Genomic DNA, 17,006 nt, shown 5'->3' on the forward strand with positions numbered 1-17,006 from the left:
AGATAAGCTAAAAGGGGATATCACAACCTATTCAAGGCAGCTTCTATATGCTTCAAGGACTTATCTTTCCCCAAAAGGAAAATGGTATTTGGCAAATCTGGGCCATGCATCTCACCAGACACCGCCACACGAATTGGCATAAAGAGATTTTTCCCTTTGACACCTGTTTCTTTTTGAACTTCCTTGATCAACGGAGCAATCTGGTCTACTTGGAAATCTTCCTCATACAAATCCGCTAGTTTCTGACGGAAGGTTGACAAAACAAGAGGAACAGTCTCACCTGCTAATACCTCAGCTGCTTCCTCCGTAAGCGTTGGGAAGTCACCAAAGAAGAGATCTGTCAGAGGCACAATGTCCTCTGCCGCAGTCAATTGCGGTTGGTAAAGGGAAACCATCTCCGCAGCCTTATCCGTCCAACGACCAGCTTCCTCTAAGAATGGTTTGGTCAAAGTTAAAACAGTTTCCAAGTCAGCCTTCTTGAAGTATTCATTACTCATCCAGTCCAGCTTCTTCTGATCAAAGGCTGCAGGGGACTTGCTGAGACGGGCTTCATCAAACAAGTTCACTAATTCTGCCTGACTAAAGATTTCTTCCTCCCCACCTGGGTTCCAGCCAAGAAGAGCGATAAAGTTAAAGACAGCTTCTGGCAAATACCCTTTTTTGCGATAATCTTCAATAAATTGAAGGGTATTGGTGTCCCGTTTAGAAAGTTTCTTGCCAGTTTCACTGTTGATGATCAAGGTCATGTGGCCAAAACTTGGTGCTTCCCAACCTAGGGCTTCGTAGACCATCAATTGTTTTGGCGTGTTCGCAATGTGGTCATCGCCACGGATAACGTGTGAAATCTCCATCAAGTGGTCATCAACAACCACCGCAAAGTTATAGGTTGGGTAGCCATCGCGTTTCTGGATAACCCAGTCACCACCAATGTTTCCCCCTTCAAACTCAATCTCACCCTTAACCATGTCTACCCATTTGTAGATGTGGTCTTCTTTTACGGCTAAACGAACGGTTGGCTGGATACCAGCAGCTTTCCGCTCAGCAATATAAGTCGCTTTCTCGTCTTCAGTCATCCCTAAGAATTCATTGATATAACGAGGTGTTTCACCAGCTGCTTCTTGGCGTTCTCGTTCTGCGGCCAATTCTTCCTCTGTTACATAAGACTTATATGCCAAACCAGCTTCTAACAATTGATCGATGTAGGTTTGGTAAATTTCCAACCGTTCTGACTGGCGGTAAGGACCAAAGTCACCCGGATTTACCGGACTTTCATCCCAATCCATACCCAACCAGGCTAAGTTTTCCAACTGTGAACGCTCCCCGTCTTCCACATGGCGCTTGCGGTCGGTATCCTCAATCCGGATCACAAAATCACCGCCATGGTGGCGAGCAAATAAGTAGTTAAAGAGCGCTGTCCGCGCATTTCCAATATGCAAAAGTCCTGTTGGACTTGGTGCATAACGCACCCGAATCTTGTTTGTCACAATCCTATCCTCATTTAATCTTTTTTTGAAATTATACCACAAGTCTAGGGATTCAAAAACTGGTCTGGATCAATCTCCCACTCTCCAAAAATCCCCGGTTCCAAGACCCAATTCCGTCGAGCCTGCAAGTGCTCAACCGGTTCTTGAGCCAAAAGCAGGTTGGTCGCCTTATCTTCTATAGCTAGGAAGCGCAGCTGCCGATTGGCCGCATAGCCTCCTAAATCTGCAGCGATTTCGTAAACATAGACCTGCTCAGGATCCACACTGTCAATAAAATCCAATAATTGATCTTCTATATAGTTTCGATCACTCACCATCCTCTACTCCTCGTAATATAAGTTTAGCGGGTTATTAAAACCCAGTTTGGACAATAATTGTATAAATGCTTGACTATTGCAATGTTTCCCCAGAACAATAGAGTTATGGAAAAGACTCATGGTTGTTTCTTACCATCCTTTACCAAGAGAAGCACTGCCTGAGCAGCCATCCCTTCTTCACGTCCCACAAATCCTAGTTTCTCCGTTGTGGTTGCCTTGAGATTCACAGCTTGCTCCTCCATGTGGAGCAGGTCTGCAATCCTTTTTTTCATAGCTGGCAAATGCGGTGCCATTTTGGGTCGCTCAGCCAAAATGGTCGCATCGATATTGCCAACGCGATAGCCTTCTTTTTTCATTTCTTCATATACGGAAGCCAAAATTTTAGTAGAAGCAATACCTTTCAATTCGGGATTGGTGTCTGGAAAGGCATGACCGATATCTCCACGTCCGAGCGCTCCGATAAGGGCGTCGGTAATGGCATGAAGGAGAACATCCGCATCGGAATGCCCCTTGAGCCCACGGTCAAAGGGCAAGTGAACGCCCCCCACAATCAAGGAACGGCCTTCTACCAGCTCATGCACATCATAGCCTTGGCCAATTCGGATCATTTGAAACCTTCCTTTCTAAGGAATTGCCCTAAAATGAGGTCTTCTGGCGTTGTCATCTTCACATTCCAGTAAGAACCCGGAACCAGCCCCACCTTGACAGAGCTAAAAGTCTCCACGAGACTCGCATCATCCGTCCCCAAATAACCTGCCTGCAGAGCCTTCTTATGCACTTCCGCTAATAAAGCAGCTTCAAAAAATTGCGGCGTCTGAGCCGCCATCAAGCGCTCCCGTGGCACCGTTTGCTGAACACGTCCAGCATGCACTTCTTTAATGGTATCCTTAACAGGCACTGCCAGAATAGAATTAGGCTGACCCTTGAGGTCCTGGAGCTGGTCCGAACTGATGAAAGGGCGGGCTCCGTCATGAACCATAACCCAATCTGCGTCCACATAGGCCAAACCCAACCGCACTGAATCCTGACGTTCCGGTCCGCCCGTAACAAAAAGGACCTGTGGAGATAGATAATCCTCAAAGGCTGGTCTGTCCTCAGGACGGCCAACTAGCAAAATACGCTGGCAATCCGGATCCGCCTGAAAGACCTGCAGGCTGTAAACAAAGATGGCTTGCCCGTCTAACTCTAAAAGAATTTTATTCCGGTCAGCTCCCATCCGGCGGCCTGAACCAGCCACCAGTAAAATGACATCATACTTCATCCAAACACCTTCTGCAAGACTTCTGAAATGCGGGTCACACCAATTACTTCAATTCCTTGGGGAAGTTTGACGCCCTGAAGGGAATTCTGAGGAACATAGACTTTTTTGAACCCTAATTTAGCAGCTTCTTGAATCCGCTGTTCCACGCGGTTAACCCGGCGGATTTCTCCCGTCAAGCCGATTTCTCCGATAAAGGCTTCATCTGGCTGTGTCGGTAAATCCTTGTAAGAGGAGGCAATCGCTACCGCAACCGCCAAGTCAATAGCCGGCTCATCTAGCTTAACCCCACCAGCTGACTTGAGATAGGCATCCTGATTCTGCAAGAGTAAACCGGCCCGTTTCTCTAAAACGGCCATGATGAGACTGGCTCGATTAAAATCAAGACCCGTTGTGGTTCGCTTCGCATTCCCAAACATTGTTGGCGTCACCAAGGCCTGAACCTCCGCCAAAATGGGCCGAGTCCCTTCCATGGTTACCACAATAGAAGAGCCAGTAGCCCCATCCAAGCGTTCCTCTAAGAAAACCTGACTGGGATTTTGCACTTCCACCAAGCCTTCCGACTGCATCTCAAAAATTCCAATTTCATTGGTTGATCCAAAACGGTTTTTAACAGCCCGCAAAATTCGGAAAGTATGTTGGCGCTCCCCTTCAAAATAAAGAACCGTATCCACCATATGTTCCAAGGTCCGGGGACCTGCAAGCGTTCCCTCCTTGGTCATATGTCCAACAATGAAGGTGGCAATTTTATTGGTTTTGGCCAACTGCATCAGCTGATTGGTCACTTCCCGTACTTGACTGACAGAACCTTGGACGCTGGAGATATCTGGCGATAGGATTGTCTGAATCGAATCGATAATCAGATAGTCCGGTTTCAAACGCTCAACCTCTGTCCGAATACTATCCATATTGGTTTCAGCATAGAGATAGAAGTCTGAATCAGGATCCCCCAAACGCTCAGCCCGTAACTTGATTTGTTCAGCAGATTCTTCTCCACTAACGTAGAGAACGGTCCCCAGTTGTGCCAATTGGGTCGAAACTTGCAGGAGCAAGGTGGATTTCCCTATCCCCGGATCTCCCCCGATCAAGACTAGACTACCCGGAACCACCCCGCCACCAAGGACGCGGTTAAATTCTTCTAAGCCTGTCTTTGTCCGGGATACGTCGATGGAGGTCACCTGATTGAGTTTCATCGGTCTAGCCTTTTCACCCGTCAGACTCACGCGCGCGTGCTTGACCTCAGCCTGTTCAATTTCTTCCACAAAAGAGGACCAAGCCCCACAATTTGGACAGCGGCCCATGTATTTGGGGGAGTGGTAATCACAGTTTTGACAAATAAAGGTTGATTTTTTCTTAGCCATGGGAACTCCTAACGACCCGTGGAACCAAAGCCGCCTTGGCGTTGGCCACTAGCCTGATCCCCATCCGCCAAGAGGAAGGGCACAAATACAGCTTGAACAATCCGTTCTCCTACTTCCAGAGAAACCGGCTGATCGGTAATATTCTGCATCTGGGCAAAGATGTGCCCCTCATTGGCTTCATTGCCATAGTAATCTCCGTCAATCACCCCGACGGAGTTAATCAAGACCAACCCCTTCTTGCGCGGGTTCGATGAACGATCATAAAGATAGAGCACTTCATTGGCTTGCATATAAGCCTTGACCCCCGTTGGAACCAGCTTGATTTCGCCCGGTTCAAGTACCATAGCCTCCGCAACTTTAAGGTCATAGCCAGCAGCCTGAGCCGTCTCTCGCTTTGGTAACAACTGACGATCACTGTAGTGACTGACTAATTCAAAACCACGTAAACGCATGACTTCCTCCTATTTCTCATTCCTTTTATTATACACCAAAGGAGAGAGTCCTTGGGTTTGAAAACTTACCCCGCATTCACTTGGCTTGACCAGAAGCTGAACGGGAGGCAGCGCCAATCACTCACACCAAAGCCAGTCGATGCTGCCTTTTGGTATAATGGTTAGCAAGAGAAAGGAGCTCCTATGTTTTCAGACCTACCTGCCAGTTTTCTGCAGATGTCGGCGATTTTTTTATCCATTGTCATCGAAGCCTTGCCTTTCGTGCTCCTTGGCAGCATTATTTCGGGCTTCATTGAAGTCTACTTGACACCCGAAAAAGTCGTTCGTTTTCTACCTCAAAACAAATTTTTGAATATCCTGATTGGGTCCTTTGCAGGCCTGATTTTTCCCTCTTGTGAATGTGGAATTGTCCCCATTATTCACCGCTTTCTCAAAAAGAAGGTGCCGACCTATACGGCCCTTCCCTTTTTGGTAACAGCCCCTGTGATAAATCCCATTGTCCTGTTTGCGACCTTTTCCGCCTTTGGGAACTCCTGGCTTTTTGCCCTGACCCGCGCTTTAGGTTCGCTCATCTTAGCTCAAGTCCTAGGGATTCTCCTTGGCTTCGTCTGGACAGAGGACATCCTAACCAACCATCAGGAGAACTTGCCCTTGCACGGCCACAAGCACACAGACCAAGGACAGGGACACTTTTTTCAAGCCTGGGTTCATGCCCTTGATGAATTTTTCGATTCTGGCCGCTACTTGATCCTCGGTGCCCTTTTTGCCAGTTGTGTTCAGGTTTACGTACCTACGCGCATCCTGACCAGCATCTCCAGCAGTCCCTTCGTTGCCATACTGATCCTAATGGTGCTCAGTTTCCTTCTCTCCCTTTGCAGCGAAGCCGATGCCTTCATCGGATCCTCACTCTTGGGAACCTTCGGAATGGCACCCGTTATGGCTTTTCTAGTCATCGGTCCCGTCCTTGACATCAAAAACCTGCTCATGATGACCCGCGTTTTCAAAAAAACTTTCATTCGCAATTTCATCCTGGTCACCGTACTTGTCGTATTCCTCTTTGCAGCTAGTTTGGAGGTGCTCCTATGATTCGTTTTCTCATTTTAGCCGGTTACTTCGAGCTCAGCCTCTACCTGACCTGGAGCGGCAAACTCGACCACTACATCAACCTGCACTATTCCTACTTAGCCTATCTCTCCATGGCCCTGACTTTCCTCTTGGCCCTCATTCAATTACGCCTCCTTTTAAAGGAAGAAAAAGAAAAGGGCTCATCCAGTCAACGATTAGCCTATCTAGCCCTAGCTATCCCTCTTCTAGTAGGCTTTCTCTTCCCCACCGTCAGCCTCGATTCCACGACTGTTTCGGCTAAGGGCTACCAATTTCCCCTAGCAGCAGGGACATCAGCAGAAATCCAGGCAGACGAAGGAACAACGAGTCAGTACCTGAAACCCGACACCAGTTCCTACTTCACCAAAAAAGCCTATGAGAATGAAATGCAGGCTGTAGCCGCCAAGTATCTCAAAGAAGATACCATCCAGGTGACTACACAGAACTATATGGAATTTATGGAAGCTCTCTACGATTATCCTGACCAGTTCCTGGGCAAGGAAGTCCAGATGAGCGGCTTTGTCTACAACGACCCCAAACAAACCCAGCAACAATTCCTCTTCCGTTTCGGGATTATCCACTGTATTGCAGACTCCGGTGTCTACGGACTCCTAACCACCGGCCAAGACCAATCCTACCCTGACAATACCTGGGTCTCCGCCAAGGGTAAAATTGCCATTCATTTCCATAAAGACCTCAACCAAAGCCTACCTACCTTGGAGCTGACAGACTGGACTCGCATTGATGAACCCACAAACCCCTATGTTTACCGAGAATTTTAACTTCGTCACCCTCAATATTAAAGCTTTAGACAAAAGTCTCAACTTTTCTACATCATTTAATAAAATTACTTTGACGCTGTGGTTGATTGGTGTTTTCCTTCGCTTTTATTGAGAGAACATTTCATGTTCTCTGATCCAGAAACTCAAAGAGTCAACTCCTGACTCTTTGACCTCCGAAAACAACCTAATCAACTGTGCGGGGGTCGGACAACGAACTCTTCTCAATTGAGAGAGTTCTGTCCAACTCCCATTCGGCAGTGGTTTTAATTTGCCCATTTTCCAAGCGTACAATCCGCTCCAGCCTCTGAGCCAGATCCAAACGGTGTGTGATAACAACCAGTGTTTTATCCAAGTCCACGAGACGGTCAAATACCCGCTCTTCCGTCTCTGGATCCAAGTGGCTGGTTGCCTCATCCAAAATGAGGAATTCAGCCCCTGTCAAAAGGGTCCGAGCTAGGGCTAAACGCTGAATCTGCCCAGTAGACAAAGCCGTCCCATCCGTCCCGACTTGCGTATCCAATCCCAGAGGCAAGGCTGCCACAAACTCCGCAGCTTCAACCAATCGTAAAACCTCCCACAAGTCATCCTCAGCTGTTCCGACCGCAGCCGCCCAGAGTAGATTCTCCCGTAAATTTCCTTGGAATAAGCCCGCATTTTGAGCCAGATACTGGACTTGCCTCCGCAGGTCACGAGGATTCATACGAGAAAAATCTTGTCCGGCCAGCATGACCTGCCCTTCCAAGGGTTGGTAGAATCCAACCAGCAATTTGGCGAGACTGGTTTTGCCAGAGCCGGATATCCCCAGAATACCTAGTTTCTGCCCACGAGGAATCTCCAAATTCACAGCTTTAAGGAGCGGACTTCCGTAATCATAGGCAAAGCTAACACTCCGCACTGATAAACCACTTTGATCGCCAACCAAAGATTCTTGTCCGCTCCCTTTTTCCTGTGGCACTTGATAGACCTCCTGTAGACGCTGATAGGCCACTTGAGCCTTCTGGACCTGTACTTGAATCTGGAGTAGGTTTTCCAAAGGCCCTGTAAAATAAGCCAAGAGACTGGTGAATGTCAGGAGTTGGCCCAGGCTCAGATGCCCCTTGAGAATCAGGTGAGAGCCCCACCAAAAGATTGCCACCGTTGTCCCTAGTTGCAAGGCGCTTTTGAGGGCAGCCTGAATCTGTTCGGCACAACTGTAGGCGCAGATCTTGTCCCAAAAGTTTTCCAAGTAATCCTTATTCTGAACCAGGGCTCCCTCTTCAATCCCCAAAGCCTTGAGGGTCTCCATGTCTTTGATATGATCCATCAAACTAGAGGATAGTTGGGAGCCCGCCTCCAATTGTTCCTGATGATAGCCCTTAAATTTTTTCTGAAAGGCAAAAAATAATAGGGTGTAGAGGGGGACCAAAAGCAAGGCCAGTAGAAAGAGCTGCGGCGATTGCCAAGCAAGGGCAAGGCTTAGACTAACCAAGGTTAGACCATCTAAGAGTAGAGTGAGGCCCAACGAGGCTAAGGCTTCAATGATTTGGTTGGCGTCTGTGAAGCGAGAGAGAATTTCGCCGCTACGGCGCGTGGTGAAAAAGCTCATCGGCAAACTGAAAACATGAGCTAGATAATCCTCCAGCAACTTTAGCGAAAGCTGGCGACTCAAGAGGACCAAGGGATATTGTTTGCAAAATTGCAGAAAGGCTTGAAGAACTGCTGCAAAAAGCAAGCACGCACTTAGGCGACTAATCCAGTCCATACGGCCTTGGGGCAAGAAGGTGTCCACAATCCACTGCAAACCATAAGAAGACAAAATAGTGACAAGGGTCAGGCAGAAACTCATGATAACAATGACCGTAAAAAGGCCCCGCTCCTGAAAAAGCAGACGAAAAAGTGACCAGAAGGATGCTTCCTTCCGCTTCTGAGGCCGATAGTCCGGACCTGGCTCGAAGAACAGAGCAACACCTGTCCATTCCTTTAAAAATGCAGCATGACTCCGTTCCACCAAGCCCACCTGCGGATCTGGGTCGGCTAGGTAAACACTGGTATCTGTCATCCGATAAACCACATAGTAATGCAAAAACTTCTCGTCCTTCACCACATGAACCAAAGCCGGCTTCTCCGCCACCCCACTTGCAAGATTCTCCAAATCCAATTTCAAAGGCTGACAGATCAAGCCCAATTCTTCCCCAGCTTTGACCAGACCATAGGCTGTCGTCCCATTTAAACCCGTTTTGCTTAAGGTCCGCAAATAGGCCAGGGAATAATCTGAACCATAGTAGCTCAAAAGCATGGCCAAACAAGCCACCCCACAATCCTTCCAGTCCACCTGCATCCGATAGTCTTTTTTCGAAAACATAAGATCCCTCCTACTTATTGATTCGGAAGAGAACTGAAAAAGAGGATAGATAATAAAATTCTAACCTCTTAATGGGCACCTCTAAAAACTCCTCTCTTCGTGTCGAAAATTTAATTTAAGCGGGTCTTCATATTTTGTAGTGCGGGTCAGATAGCATTTTATGCTATCTGAGTTACAAGATAAGGAGAGCAAAGCTCTCTACAAAGCAGCCTTTAGTAAATGGCTAAGTGATTCGATTCCCGAATCACTTAGCATCACTAGATTTCGAGCCAATGTCTCGAAATCTCCGTCATCTAACAGTTGTTTCTCAACTGCTGATGATTCCACTACGGTATGAAGACCGCTTTTTCCTATTTTCACTAAAGGAATCTTATGAGATAATCCCGAGTTTATCACTTTGTACCGTAGGCAACACGACTCAATCACTTGATAAGACTGGATTTTTTGGAACTCTGTTAGCTTTTTCTATTGTGTTGTATGCGTCTGTTTGTTGAAATAAAATTGAATTATAGCTTTAATATGAGCAGAATAGACTGAACAATTATAGTAAAGAAAGCATGATTCGAGCCCTGAATAACGTCAAGGCAATCCCTTTACAAGATGATTAGTACAGATTTTAAGATAATTCGGATATACAGAAGTTAAATAAGCTGCTTGGTATTAAAGAGATTTAAGATTTTGTAAAAGATATAGTCTTTTAGCACAAGGCAGCGAGTCGTAGACAGCACTGAAGTACGGCAAGACGAGCTAACACAGTAACAAAAGATAAACTAAAAGACTATGAAATCACGCAAACTAGAAGTCTTTATAAAAAAAGACCTAGGTTTTTACACCTAGATCTGACTTTACATCTATTTTAATCCTTATTCAAAAACGAATTGATTTTTATAGAGTCCCGCATAGAAGCCATCTTGGGCCAACAAGGCTTGATGGTTTCCGCGTTCGATGACTTGGCCATCTTTAAGGACGATGATTTCATCCGCATTCAAAATAGTCTTGAGGCGGTGAGCAATGACAAAGCTGGTTCGACCAGCCACAATAGCTTCCATAGCACTTTGAATCTTAGCCTCCGTCACGGTATCCACGTTGGAGGTCGCTTCATCCAGAATTAAGACTTGTGGGTCTGTCATCAGGGTTCGAGCGATGGAGATTAGCTGCTTCTGTCCAGTTGAGAAGACATTTTGCTCGTCGTCAACCAGGGTATCATAGCCATCCGGCAGACTCATGATAAAGTCATGGATGTGGGTTGCTTTGGCAGCAGCTTCTACCATTTCTTGAGGAGCATCTGGAACTCCAAACCGGATGTTATCGCGAATGGTTCCACTAAAGAGAACCGATTCCTGAAGAACAATCCCGACATTTTGCCGGAGGCTATCCAGGTCATACTCCCGAATATCGCGGCCATCAAACTGGATGGAACCTGCGTCTACATCGTAGAAACGGTTGATCAAGTTCATGATGGTGGTCTTACCTGAACCAGTCGGTCCAACAACGGCCACCATTTTGCCTTTAGGAGCAGAAATGCTGACGCCTTTCAAAACCTTTTGACCCGGTAGGTAACCGAAATCGATCCCTTGAATAGCCACTCCTTCTTTCAGCTCTGTAAAATGAGGGGCATGGACTGGACGAACTTCTTCGGCTTCGTCGAACATTTCCTGAATCCGTCCAGCCCCTGTGAAGGCCAACTGCAATTCTGCCCAACTCGAAGCCACTTGCATAATCGGTTGGTAATATTGTTGGGAATATTGGACGAAGGTTACGACCAAACCAAGAGCCGCAGCCGTCGTCATGGATGTGTCATTTAAGAGTAGGTTAGATCCGACAAAGATGACAATGGCCGTATTAATCAAACTCATCCCGTTCATAACAGGAAAGAGCATCCCTGCAAAGAGCCGCCCTCTGAAGGTAGCCTCTCGCACCCGATCATTCAAGACCACAAAACCCTCAATCGCCTCCTCTTGCACCCCTTGCACAATAATCGCCTTTTGCCCTGAAATTTTCTCATCCATATAAGCATTCAGCTTACTTACCTCAGCCTGTTGCAAGTTGGTGTACTTGCGCGCCATTCTTACAATAAAAACTAAAAGAAGAAGGGCGATTGGAGTAGAAGCTACGGTTACCCAGGCCAATTGCGTGTTCTGAACAAACATCATCCAGACCAAGCCAATATACAAGGCAATGTTTGAAACCACCTGCGTCAAGCTTTGGTTAAAGGAGTTTTGAATATTGTCCAAATCGGAAGTAAAGCGAGACAAGATGTCCCCATCCTTGTGCTGGTCAAAAAAGGCCACCGTCAAACGCTCCAATTTCCCAAAGAGACCTTTTCGCATTCGGTTGGTTGAATGGGCCACAATACGAGTAAAGAGCAAGGTATAAATCAACATGGAAACAGTGGTAAACACATAAGTCAAAAAGAGTTTCCACATAACCGAACCGAAGGCATCCATGCTTGGTGCAACCATTTTAGCTCCAGTTGCTTCACTAATTGCCTGGGCGTCAAAATACCCTTGTACCCAGTTTCCTAATTCCGCCAAAGCATCCCCAAGAAAGACAGGTGCCTGCACTTGGAGATAGGTGGAGGCAATAATGGCTAAGAAAATCAAGAGAAAGGATAATTTATAGCGTTTAAAGTAAAACCAGAAAAAACGTGCAGTTTTCATGTTAGGCCTCCTTTCCTTTTTGTGTTTCGTAAATTTCACGGTAGACATCATTCGTAGCAACCAGCTCCGCGTGAGTTCCTTCCCCAATCAAGCGCCCTTCATCCAGAACCAGGATTTTGTCCGCCTTGACAACGGAAGAAATTTTCTGGGCAATGATGACAGTAGTTGTCCCTTTTAGGTCCTTATTCAAAGCTTCCTGAACCAGCTTCTCGGATTTTGCATCCAAAGCAGAAGTCGAATCATCCAAAATCAAAACTTTTGGCTTACCGATTACTCCACGCGCAATGCTCATTCGCTGCTTCTGACCACCTGAAAAGTTATTCCCACGCTCTTCTACCTGGCTATCATAATTGGCATCCATGCGGTCGATGAACTCCTTAGCCTGAGCAATACTGGCAGCTCGCTCCATGGCAGTAGCGTCCGCGTCAGCATCCCCTTGACGAAGATTGTCAGCAATAGTTCCACTAAAGAGGATGGCTTTCTGCAAGACGATGGAGACCGTCTTACGGACTGTTTCCTGACTCAAATCGCGCAAGTCGCGACCACCAATGGTGATTTTCCCTTCTTGTGGATCAAAAAGGCGCGGAATGAGTTGGGCTAAGGTAGATTTCCCAGCTCCAGTGGCTCCAACAACCCCAATCATCTGACCTGGCTCCACACTGAAGCTAATATCCTTGAGGATTGGATCCGTATCATGCGGGTAAGTGAAGGTCACGTGATCAAAGACCAAACTCCCCTCTAAGTCCTCAAACTCAGTTTCCTTAAAGGTCATAGCTGGTTCCGTATCCAGAACTTCCTGGATGCGTCCAAGGGCAATAAAAGCCCGGCTGGCCTGCATTCCCATAAAGCTCACCATGATGATCGAGAACATAATCTGCATCATGTAGGTCATAAAGGATGCGATATTTCCAATCGCTTCTGGCTCGGTATCAACAATCTGAGACACCATATAGATGGAGAGGAAGGTCGCCATATAAGCGATAAAGGTCACTGCTGGCATCATGATCGAGAAACCGTAACCGATAAAGAGGTTCAAATTCAAGAGATCATTGGACACCTCTTTAAACTTAGCATACTGAGCCTTTTCCTGAACGAAGGACTTGACCACCCGAACTCCGCGGAGGTTCTCCTTGGCAATGGCATTAATCTTATCCATTAGGGTTTGGAAGAGACCAAACCGTGGTCCCATCTGACTCATGATTACACCCATAACAGTCGCAATGCCTAGAACCATCAAAACCAATACCCACCAGAGACTTGGTAGCGTCCGGACAGCCATAATAAATGCTCCGAAAAAGAGAATCGGCAAGCGCAGCAAGACCTGGAAAAGCATCATCATCAAATTCTGAATCTGCGTCACATCATTGGTCATGCGCACAACCAGATTTCCAGCATTGAATTCCTCAATATTGGCATAGGAGAATGTTTGGATTTTACGGAAGGTCGCCTCCCTCAAATCCGCCGATACTCCTTGGGCAATCTTGGCCGCTAAAATGGTATTGATGACCCCCGCTAGCAAACCTGCCCCGGCAATCACCAAGAGCCAAACACCGATGGATGAAATCTTATCCTGGTTATTCTCTAAGACCGCAGCTAAGACATCACTCAAATAACTTGGTTGCATAAGGGAACTAGCCACGATGACAATGACCATGAGCACAGATCCCAAGACATACCATTTATAAGGCTTTAGTGCCTGTTTTAGCATGTTTTCCTCCTTCATTCCATAAAAAAGCTCCTGGTCCATAATCATGGACAGGACACTCTCTTCTCATTAATGTATCCTAGAATCTTACCATAAATTCCTAAGCCCTGCAAGCCTCGGATTGTTTTTAAATCCCATTAGATTATGATAAAATGAAAAGGAAAACAACGAAGGAAGGAACTATGGAAAAACAAATCATTACCATCCTAGGACCCGGGTCTTGGGGAACTGCTCTAGCCCAGGTCTTAGATGACAATGGCCATGAGGTCCGATTATGGGGCAACGCCCCTGAACAAGTTGAGGAAATTAATACCCAACACCAAAATACCCGCTATTTCCAAGATATCACGCTATCCCCAAGTATCAGAGCTTATAGCGACTTGGACCAAGCCTTAGCAGATACTCAGGCTGTCCTTTTTGTCGTCCCAACCAAGGTTACACGCCTAGTTGCCCAAAAAGTCGCAGCCAGTCTGGACCATTCAGTCACAGTCCTGCACGCCTCCAAAGGATTGGAGCCTGGCAGCCATAAGCGTTTGTCTACAATATTGGAAGAGGAAATCCCTGCCAATCTCCGCTCGGAAATCGTCGTTGTTTCTGGACCGAGTCACGCGGAAGAAGCCGTTGTTCGAGACATCACGCTGATTACGGCTGCTTCAAAAGATTTAGACGCTGCACGCTACGCCCAAGCACTTTTCAGTAATTCCTACTTCCGCCTCTACACCAACACCGATGTTATCGGCGTTGAAACCGCAGGCGCCCTCAAGAACATCATCGCAGTCGGTGCAGGTGTCCTAGCTGGCCTGGGCTACGGTGATAACGCTAAAGCTGCGATCATCACGCGCGGACTAGCCGAAATTACCCGTTTAGGAGTCCAGATGGGGGCAGACCCACTAACCTACAGTGGCTTGTCCGGTGTTGGGGACCTCATCGTTACAGGTACCTCCAAACACTCCCGCAACTGGCGAGCGGGTTATGCTCTTGGACAAGGACAAGATTTGGAATCCATCGAAGCTTCCATGGGCATGGTCATCGAAGGTCTATCCACAACCAAGGTTGCCTATGAGTTAGCTCAAGAACTTGGGGTTTACATGCCTATCACCCAAGGAATTTACCAAGTTATTTATGAAAATCGTCCCATCAAAGAGGCCATCACTGAAATGATGACTAATGAATTTAAAGAAGAAAACGAATGGAGTTAAACATGAATAAAAAAGTCAGAAAAGCCGTCATCCCTGCAGCTGGACTCGGTACTCGCTTCTTACCAGCGACCAAGGCCCTTGCCAAAGAAATGTTGCCCATTGTTGATAAACCAACCATCCAATTTATCGTTGAAGAAGCCCTTCAATCCGGTATTGAAGAAATCTTGGTTGTCACCGGTAAGGCCAAACGCTCCATTGAAGACCACTTCGATTCAAACTTTGAATTGGAATATAACCTAAAAGAAAAAGGAAAAGATGAGCTCCTCAAGCTTGTCGACGAGACAACTGGTATCCGCCTACACTTCATCCGTCAAAGCCATCCACGTGGACTCGGAGATGCGGTTTTACAAGCCAAGGCCTTCGTAGGGAACGAGCCTTTTGTGGTTATGTTGGGAGACGACCTCATGGAAGATAAGGTACCTCTCACACGCCAATTGATGGATGACTATGACAAAACGCATGCATCTACTATTGCTGTTATGCAAGTCCCACACGAGGAGGTCTCCGCATACGGAGTGATCGCCCCTCAAGGAAAAGGTACAAACGGACTTTACTCCGTGGAAACCTTTGTGGAAAAACCAGCTCCTCAAGATGCTCCTAGTGACTTGGCGATCATCGGGCGCTACCTCTTGACCCCAGAAATTTTCAACATCTTGGAAACCCAAGCGCCAGGTGCAGGGAATGAAATCCAACTAACGGACGCTATCGATACCCTCAATAAAACCCAACGTGTTTTTGCCCGTGAATTCAAAGGGAAACGTTACGACGTCGGCGATAAATATGGCTACATGAAAACTTCTATCGAGTATGCCCTCCGTCACCCACAAGTCAAAGATGACCTTAAACAATACATCATTGACCTTGGAAAAGTGTTAGAAAAAGCAGACCGCCCTCATAAAAAATTAAAATAAAACCACAGAACAAAATCAAAAACCACAGCTTGGTTCCAACAAGTCATCTTGTGAGAGCCAGCTGTGGTTTTTGTCGGTTAAACTCTTTGAAAATTTTAGCGTTACCCAGCCTCTTTAAATGTTATACTCTTTTAGTTTATCTTTTATTACTGTGTTAGCTCGCCTTGCCGTACTTCAGTACTGTCTACGACTCGCTGCCTTGTACTAAAAGTAAACTAAAAGACTATAAATCTCTACAAAACTGTAGCCAAGGTGATCAAAAACAAGCCAACGTAGACACCTAGGCCTAGCAGTTGGCCTCTACGGCCATGGACGAGCCCATAGGGATGTAGGGGGAGCGATAGGGCCAAACAAGCTCCTCCCACAAGACCTCCCAAGTGTCCTGCAAGACTGACGCCGGGTACCAAACTAAAGACCAGGTTCATGACTAAGAGAGGGAGATAGGATTGGCCTAAATGTTGAAGATAGGGATTTGGAAGCCAACGAAGGACTACCAAAATGGTAAAGAGGCCATAGATAGAGGTTGAAGCTCCCGCTACAATCACCTCTGGACTAAAGACGAGACAGAACAGATTCCCCATCAGCCCTGCCAAAAGGTACATGAAGAAAAAGCGGACGGATCCATAAAGTCTTTCGATTTGCTGACCAAGGAAATAGATGGTTAAGGTGTTGGAGAAAAAGTGCATAAAACCAATATGCACAAAAATCGCTGAAAGAAGACGATAGGATTGGCCTAAATCCCAGTGGATCAAAGGGGGATAAAGAGCCCCAAACTGAATCAACAAGCGAGCATCCTCTACCGCACCACCAGACACGATATACATGAGCAGAAAGACGAGGCAGTTAAGGGCTACAAAAAGACAGGTAACAGGACTATATTTCAATTGAGACATCATCGATAAGAAGCTCCTTTACAGCTTGATCATGGTTTTCAGGGGTGAAGTCGGCTAATTGTTGGCCGTAGACCGTAGACACGGTCCAACCAGGGAAATCGGCCAAGATACGGTCATAAAAACCTCCCCCGTAACCGATTCGATAGCCATCTTTCCGAAAGACAAGACCGGGTACATGAAGTACATCAATATCCATTAGCTTAAGGTCTGGATCAGGAAGGTTCGTCGGCTCTAAAATTCCATAGACACCTGCTCTCAAGGAACTAGCCTCATAATCCACAAAGACCATGTGACCTGGGCCTAAAACCTTGGGAACTAGCAGACGTTTGCCATCCAAGTGCGCTTGTTTCAACAGGGCTTGCGTATCGACCTCATGGCTGAGGGACAGGTAGGTGGCCACCACTTCTGCCTGCTGATAGGCCGGTGAAGCTAGCAACTTGCCCATTAACCGCTGATCGGCAAGCCTTTTTCTTTCTGGAGACAGTTGTTTCAGAGCCTCTAGCCCCTTTTTTCGTAAGATTTTTTTCATATTCCTATCA

Annotated in this window: 15 protein-coding genes; 4 read left to right on the top strand and 11 right to left on the bottom strand. The window is 46.7% G+C overall.

The window, feature by feature from the left end; all coding sequences use genetic code 11:
- Positions 1-20 precede the first annotated feature (20 nt).
- The 6 genes from gltX to I1A59_RS02585 all read right to left on the bottom strand — a co-directional run bounded on the left by gltX (position 21) and on the right by I1A59_RS02585 (position 4,872).
- Entirely contained in the window at positions 21-1,484 is a 1,464-nt protein-coding gene (gltX, locus tag I1A59_RS02560; RefSeq protein WP_196091254.1) for a glutamate--tRNA ligase, read from the bottom strand.
- Between the two features lie 44 nt (positions 1,485-1,528).
- Positions 1,529-1,801: a hypothetical protein gene (locus I1A59_RS02565; protein WP_196091255.1), complete on the bottom strand. Its 273-nt coding sequence runs from the start codon at positions 1,799-1,801 to the stop codon at positions 1,529-1,531.
- 116 nt (positions 1,802-1,917) lie between these two features.
- Positions 1,918-2,409 (bottom strand): 2-C-methyl-D-erythritol 2,4-cyclodiphosphate synthase, encoded by a 492-nt coding sequence (gene ispF / locus I1A59_RS02570; RefSeq protein WP_196091256.1) that lies wholly within the window; start codon positions 2,407-2,409, stop codon positions 1,918-1,920.
- The gene (gene ispD, locus I1A59_RS02575) at positions 2,406-3,062 is read right to left on the bottom strand and encodes a 2-C-methyl-D-erythritol 4-phosphate cytidylyltransferase (RefSeq protein ID WP_196091257.1); all 657 of its coding nucleotides are present in this window, start codon (positions 3,060-3,062) and stop codon (positions 2,406-2,408) included. The genes ispF and ispD overlap by 4 nt, the downstream gene beginning before the upstream one ends.
- Positions 3,059-4,420 carry a DNA repair protein RadA gene (radA, locus tag I1A59_RS02580; RefSeq protein ID WP_196091258.1) on the bottom strand — a complete coding sequence of 454 codons (1,362 nt, stop codon included), beginning with the start codon at positions 4,418-4,420 and terminating at the stop codon, positions 3,059-3,061. Before radA ends, ispD begins: the two co-directional genes overlap by 4 nt.
- A gap of 8 nt (positions 4,421-4,428) precedes the next feature.
- Positions 4,429-4,872: a dUTP diphosphatase gene (locus I1A59_RS02585; RefSeq protein ID WP_196091259.1), complete on the bottom strand. Its 444-nt coding sequence runs from the start codon at positions 4,870-4,872 to the stop codon at positions 4,429-4,431.
- A gap of 183 nt (positions 4,873-5,055) precedes the next feature.
- Here I1A59_RS02585 and I1A59_RS02590 point away from each other — a divergent pair, with 183 nt between their 5' ends.
- Together I1A59_RS02590 and I1A59_RS02595 are read left to right on the top strand one after the other, a co-directional pair.
- Positions 5,056-5,958 carry a permease gene (locus tag I1A59_RS02590; RefSeq protein ID WP_196091260.1) on the top strand — a complete coding sequence of 301 codons (903 nt, stop codon included), beginning with the start codon at positions 5,056-5,058 and terminating at the stop codon, positions 5,956-5,958.
- Positions 5,955-6,758, top strand: coding sequence for a TIGR03943 family protein (locus tag I1A59_RS02595; protein WP_196091261.1), 804 nt, complete (start codon positions 5,955-5,957; stop codon positions 6,756-6,758). The genes I1A59_RS02590 and I1A59_RS02595 overlap by 4 nt, the downstream gene beginning before the upstream one ends.
- A 184-nt stretch (positions 6,759-6,942) precedes the next feature.
- Here I1A59_RS02595 and I1A59_RS02600 read toward each other — a convergent pair whose 3' ends face one another.
- The 3 genes from I1A59_RS02600 to I1A59_RS02610 all read right to left on the bottom strand — a co-directional run bounded on the left by I1A59_RS02600 (position 6,943) and on the right by I1A59_RS02610 (position 13,467).
- A complete protein-coding gene (locus I1A59_RS02600; RefSeq protein WP_196091262.1) occupies positions 6,943-9,099 on the bottom strand; it encodes a peptide cleavage/export ABC transporter in 2,157 nt (718 codons plus the stop codon).
- Between the two features lie 863 nt (positions 9,100-9,962).
- Entirely contained in the window at positions 9,963-11,759 is a 1,797-nt protein-coding gene (locus I1A59_RS02605) for an ABC transporter ATP-binding protein (protein WP_196091263.1), read from the bottom strand.
- 1 nt (position 11,760) lies between these two features.
- Positions 11,761-13,467: an ABC transporter ATP-binding protein gene (locus tag I1A59_RS02610; protein WP_196091264.1), complete on the bottom strand. Its 1,707-nt coding sequence runs from the start codon at positions 13,465-13,467 to the stop codon at positions 11,761-11,763.
- A 179-nt stretch (positions 13,468-13,646) separates the two neighbouring features.
- Between I1A59_RS02610 and I1A59_RS02615 the strand changes: the two genes are divergently transcribed.
- Together I1A59_RS02615 and galU are read left to right on the top strand one after the other, a co-directional pair.
- A complete protein-coding gene (locus tag I1A59_RS02615) occupies positions 13,647-14,663 on the top strand; it encodes an NAD(P)H-dependent glycerol-3-phosphate dehydrogenase (RefSeq protein WP_196091265.1) in 1,017 nt (338 codons plus the stop codon).
- Positions 14,664-14,665: 2 nt separating this feature from the next.
- On the top strand, positions 14,666-15,574 hold the full coding sequence (galU, locus tag I1A59_RS02620; RefSeq protein ID WP_196091266.1) for a UTP--glucose-1-phosphate uridylyltransferase GalU: 909 nt from the start codon (positions 14,666-14,668) through the stop codon (positions 15,572-15,574).
- A gap of 233 nt (positions 15,575-15,807) precedes the next feature.
- Here the strand turns inward: galU and I1A59_RS02625 are convergent, their stop codons facing one another.
- Together I1A59_RS02625 and I1A59_RS02630 are read right to left on the bottom strand one after the other, a co-directional pair.
- Positions 15,808-16,470, bottom strand: a complete 663-nt coding sequence (locus I1A59_RS02625; protein WP_247644665.1) for a rhomboid family intramembrane serine protease — start codon at positions 16,468-16,470, stop codon at positions 15,808-15,810.
- Positions 16,448-16,996, bottom strand: a complete 549-nt coding sequence (locus I1A59_RS02630) for a 5-formyltetrahydrofolate cyclo-ligase (protein ID WP_196091267.1) — start codon at positions 16,994-16,996, stop codon at positions 16,448-16,450. Before I1A59_RS02630 ends, I1A59_RS02625 begins: the two co-directional genes overlap by 23 nt.
- Between the last annotated feature and the right edge of the window lie 10 nt (positions 16,997-17,006).

Origin of the sequence: Streptococcus sp. NLN76 (genome assembly GCF_015686645.1) — a bacterium.
GTDB lineage: Bacteria > Bacillota > Bacilli > Lactobacillales > Streptococcaceae > Streptococcus.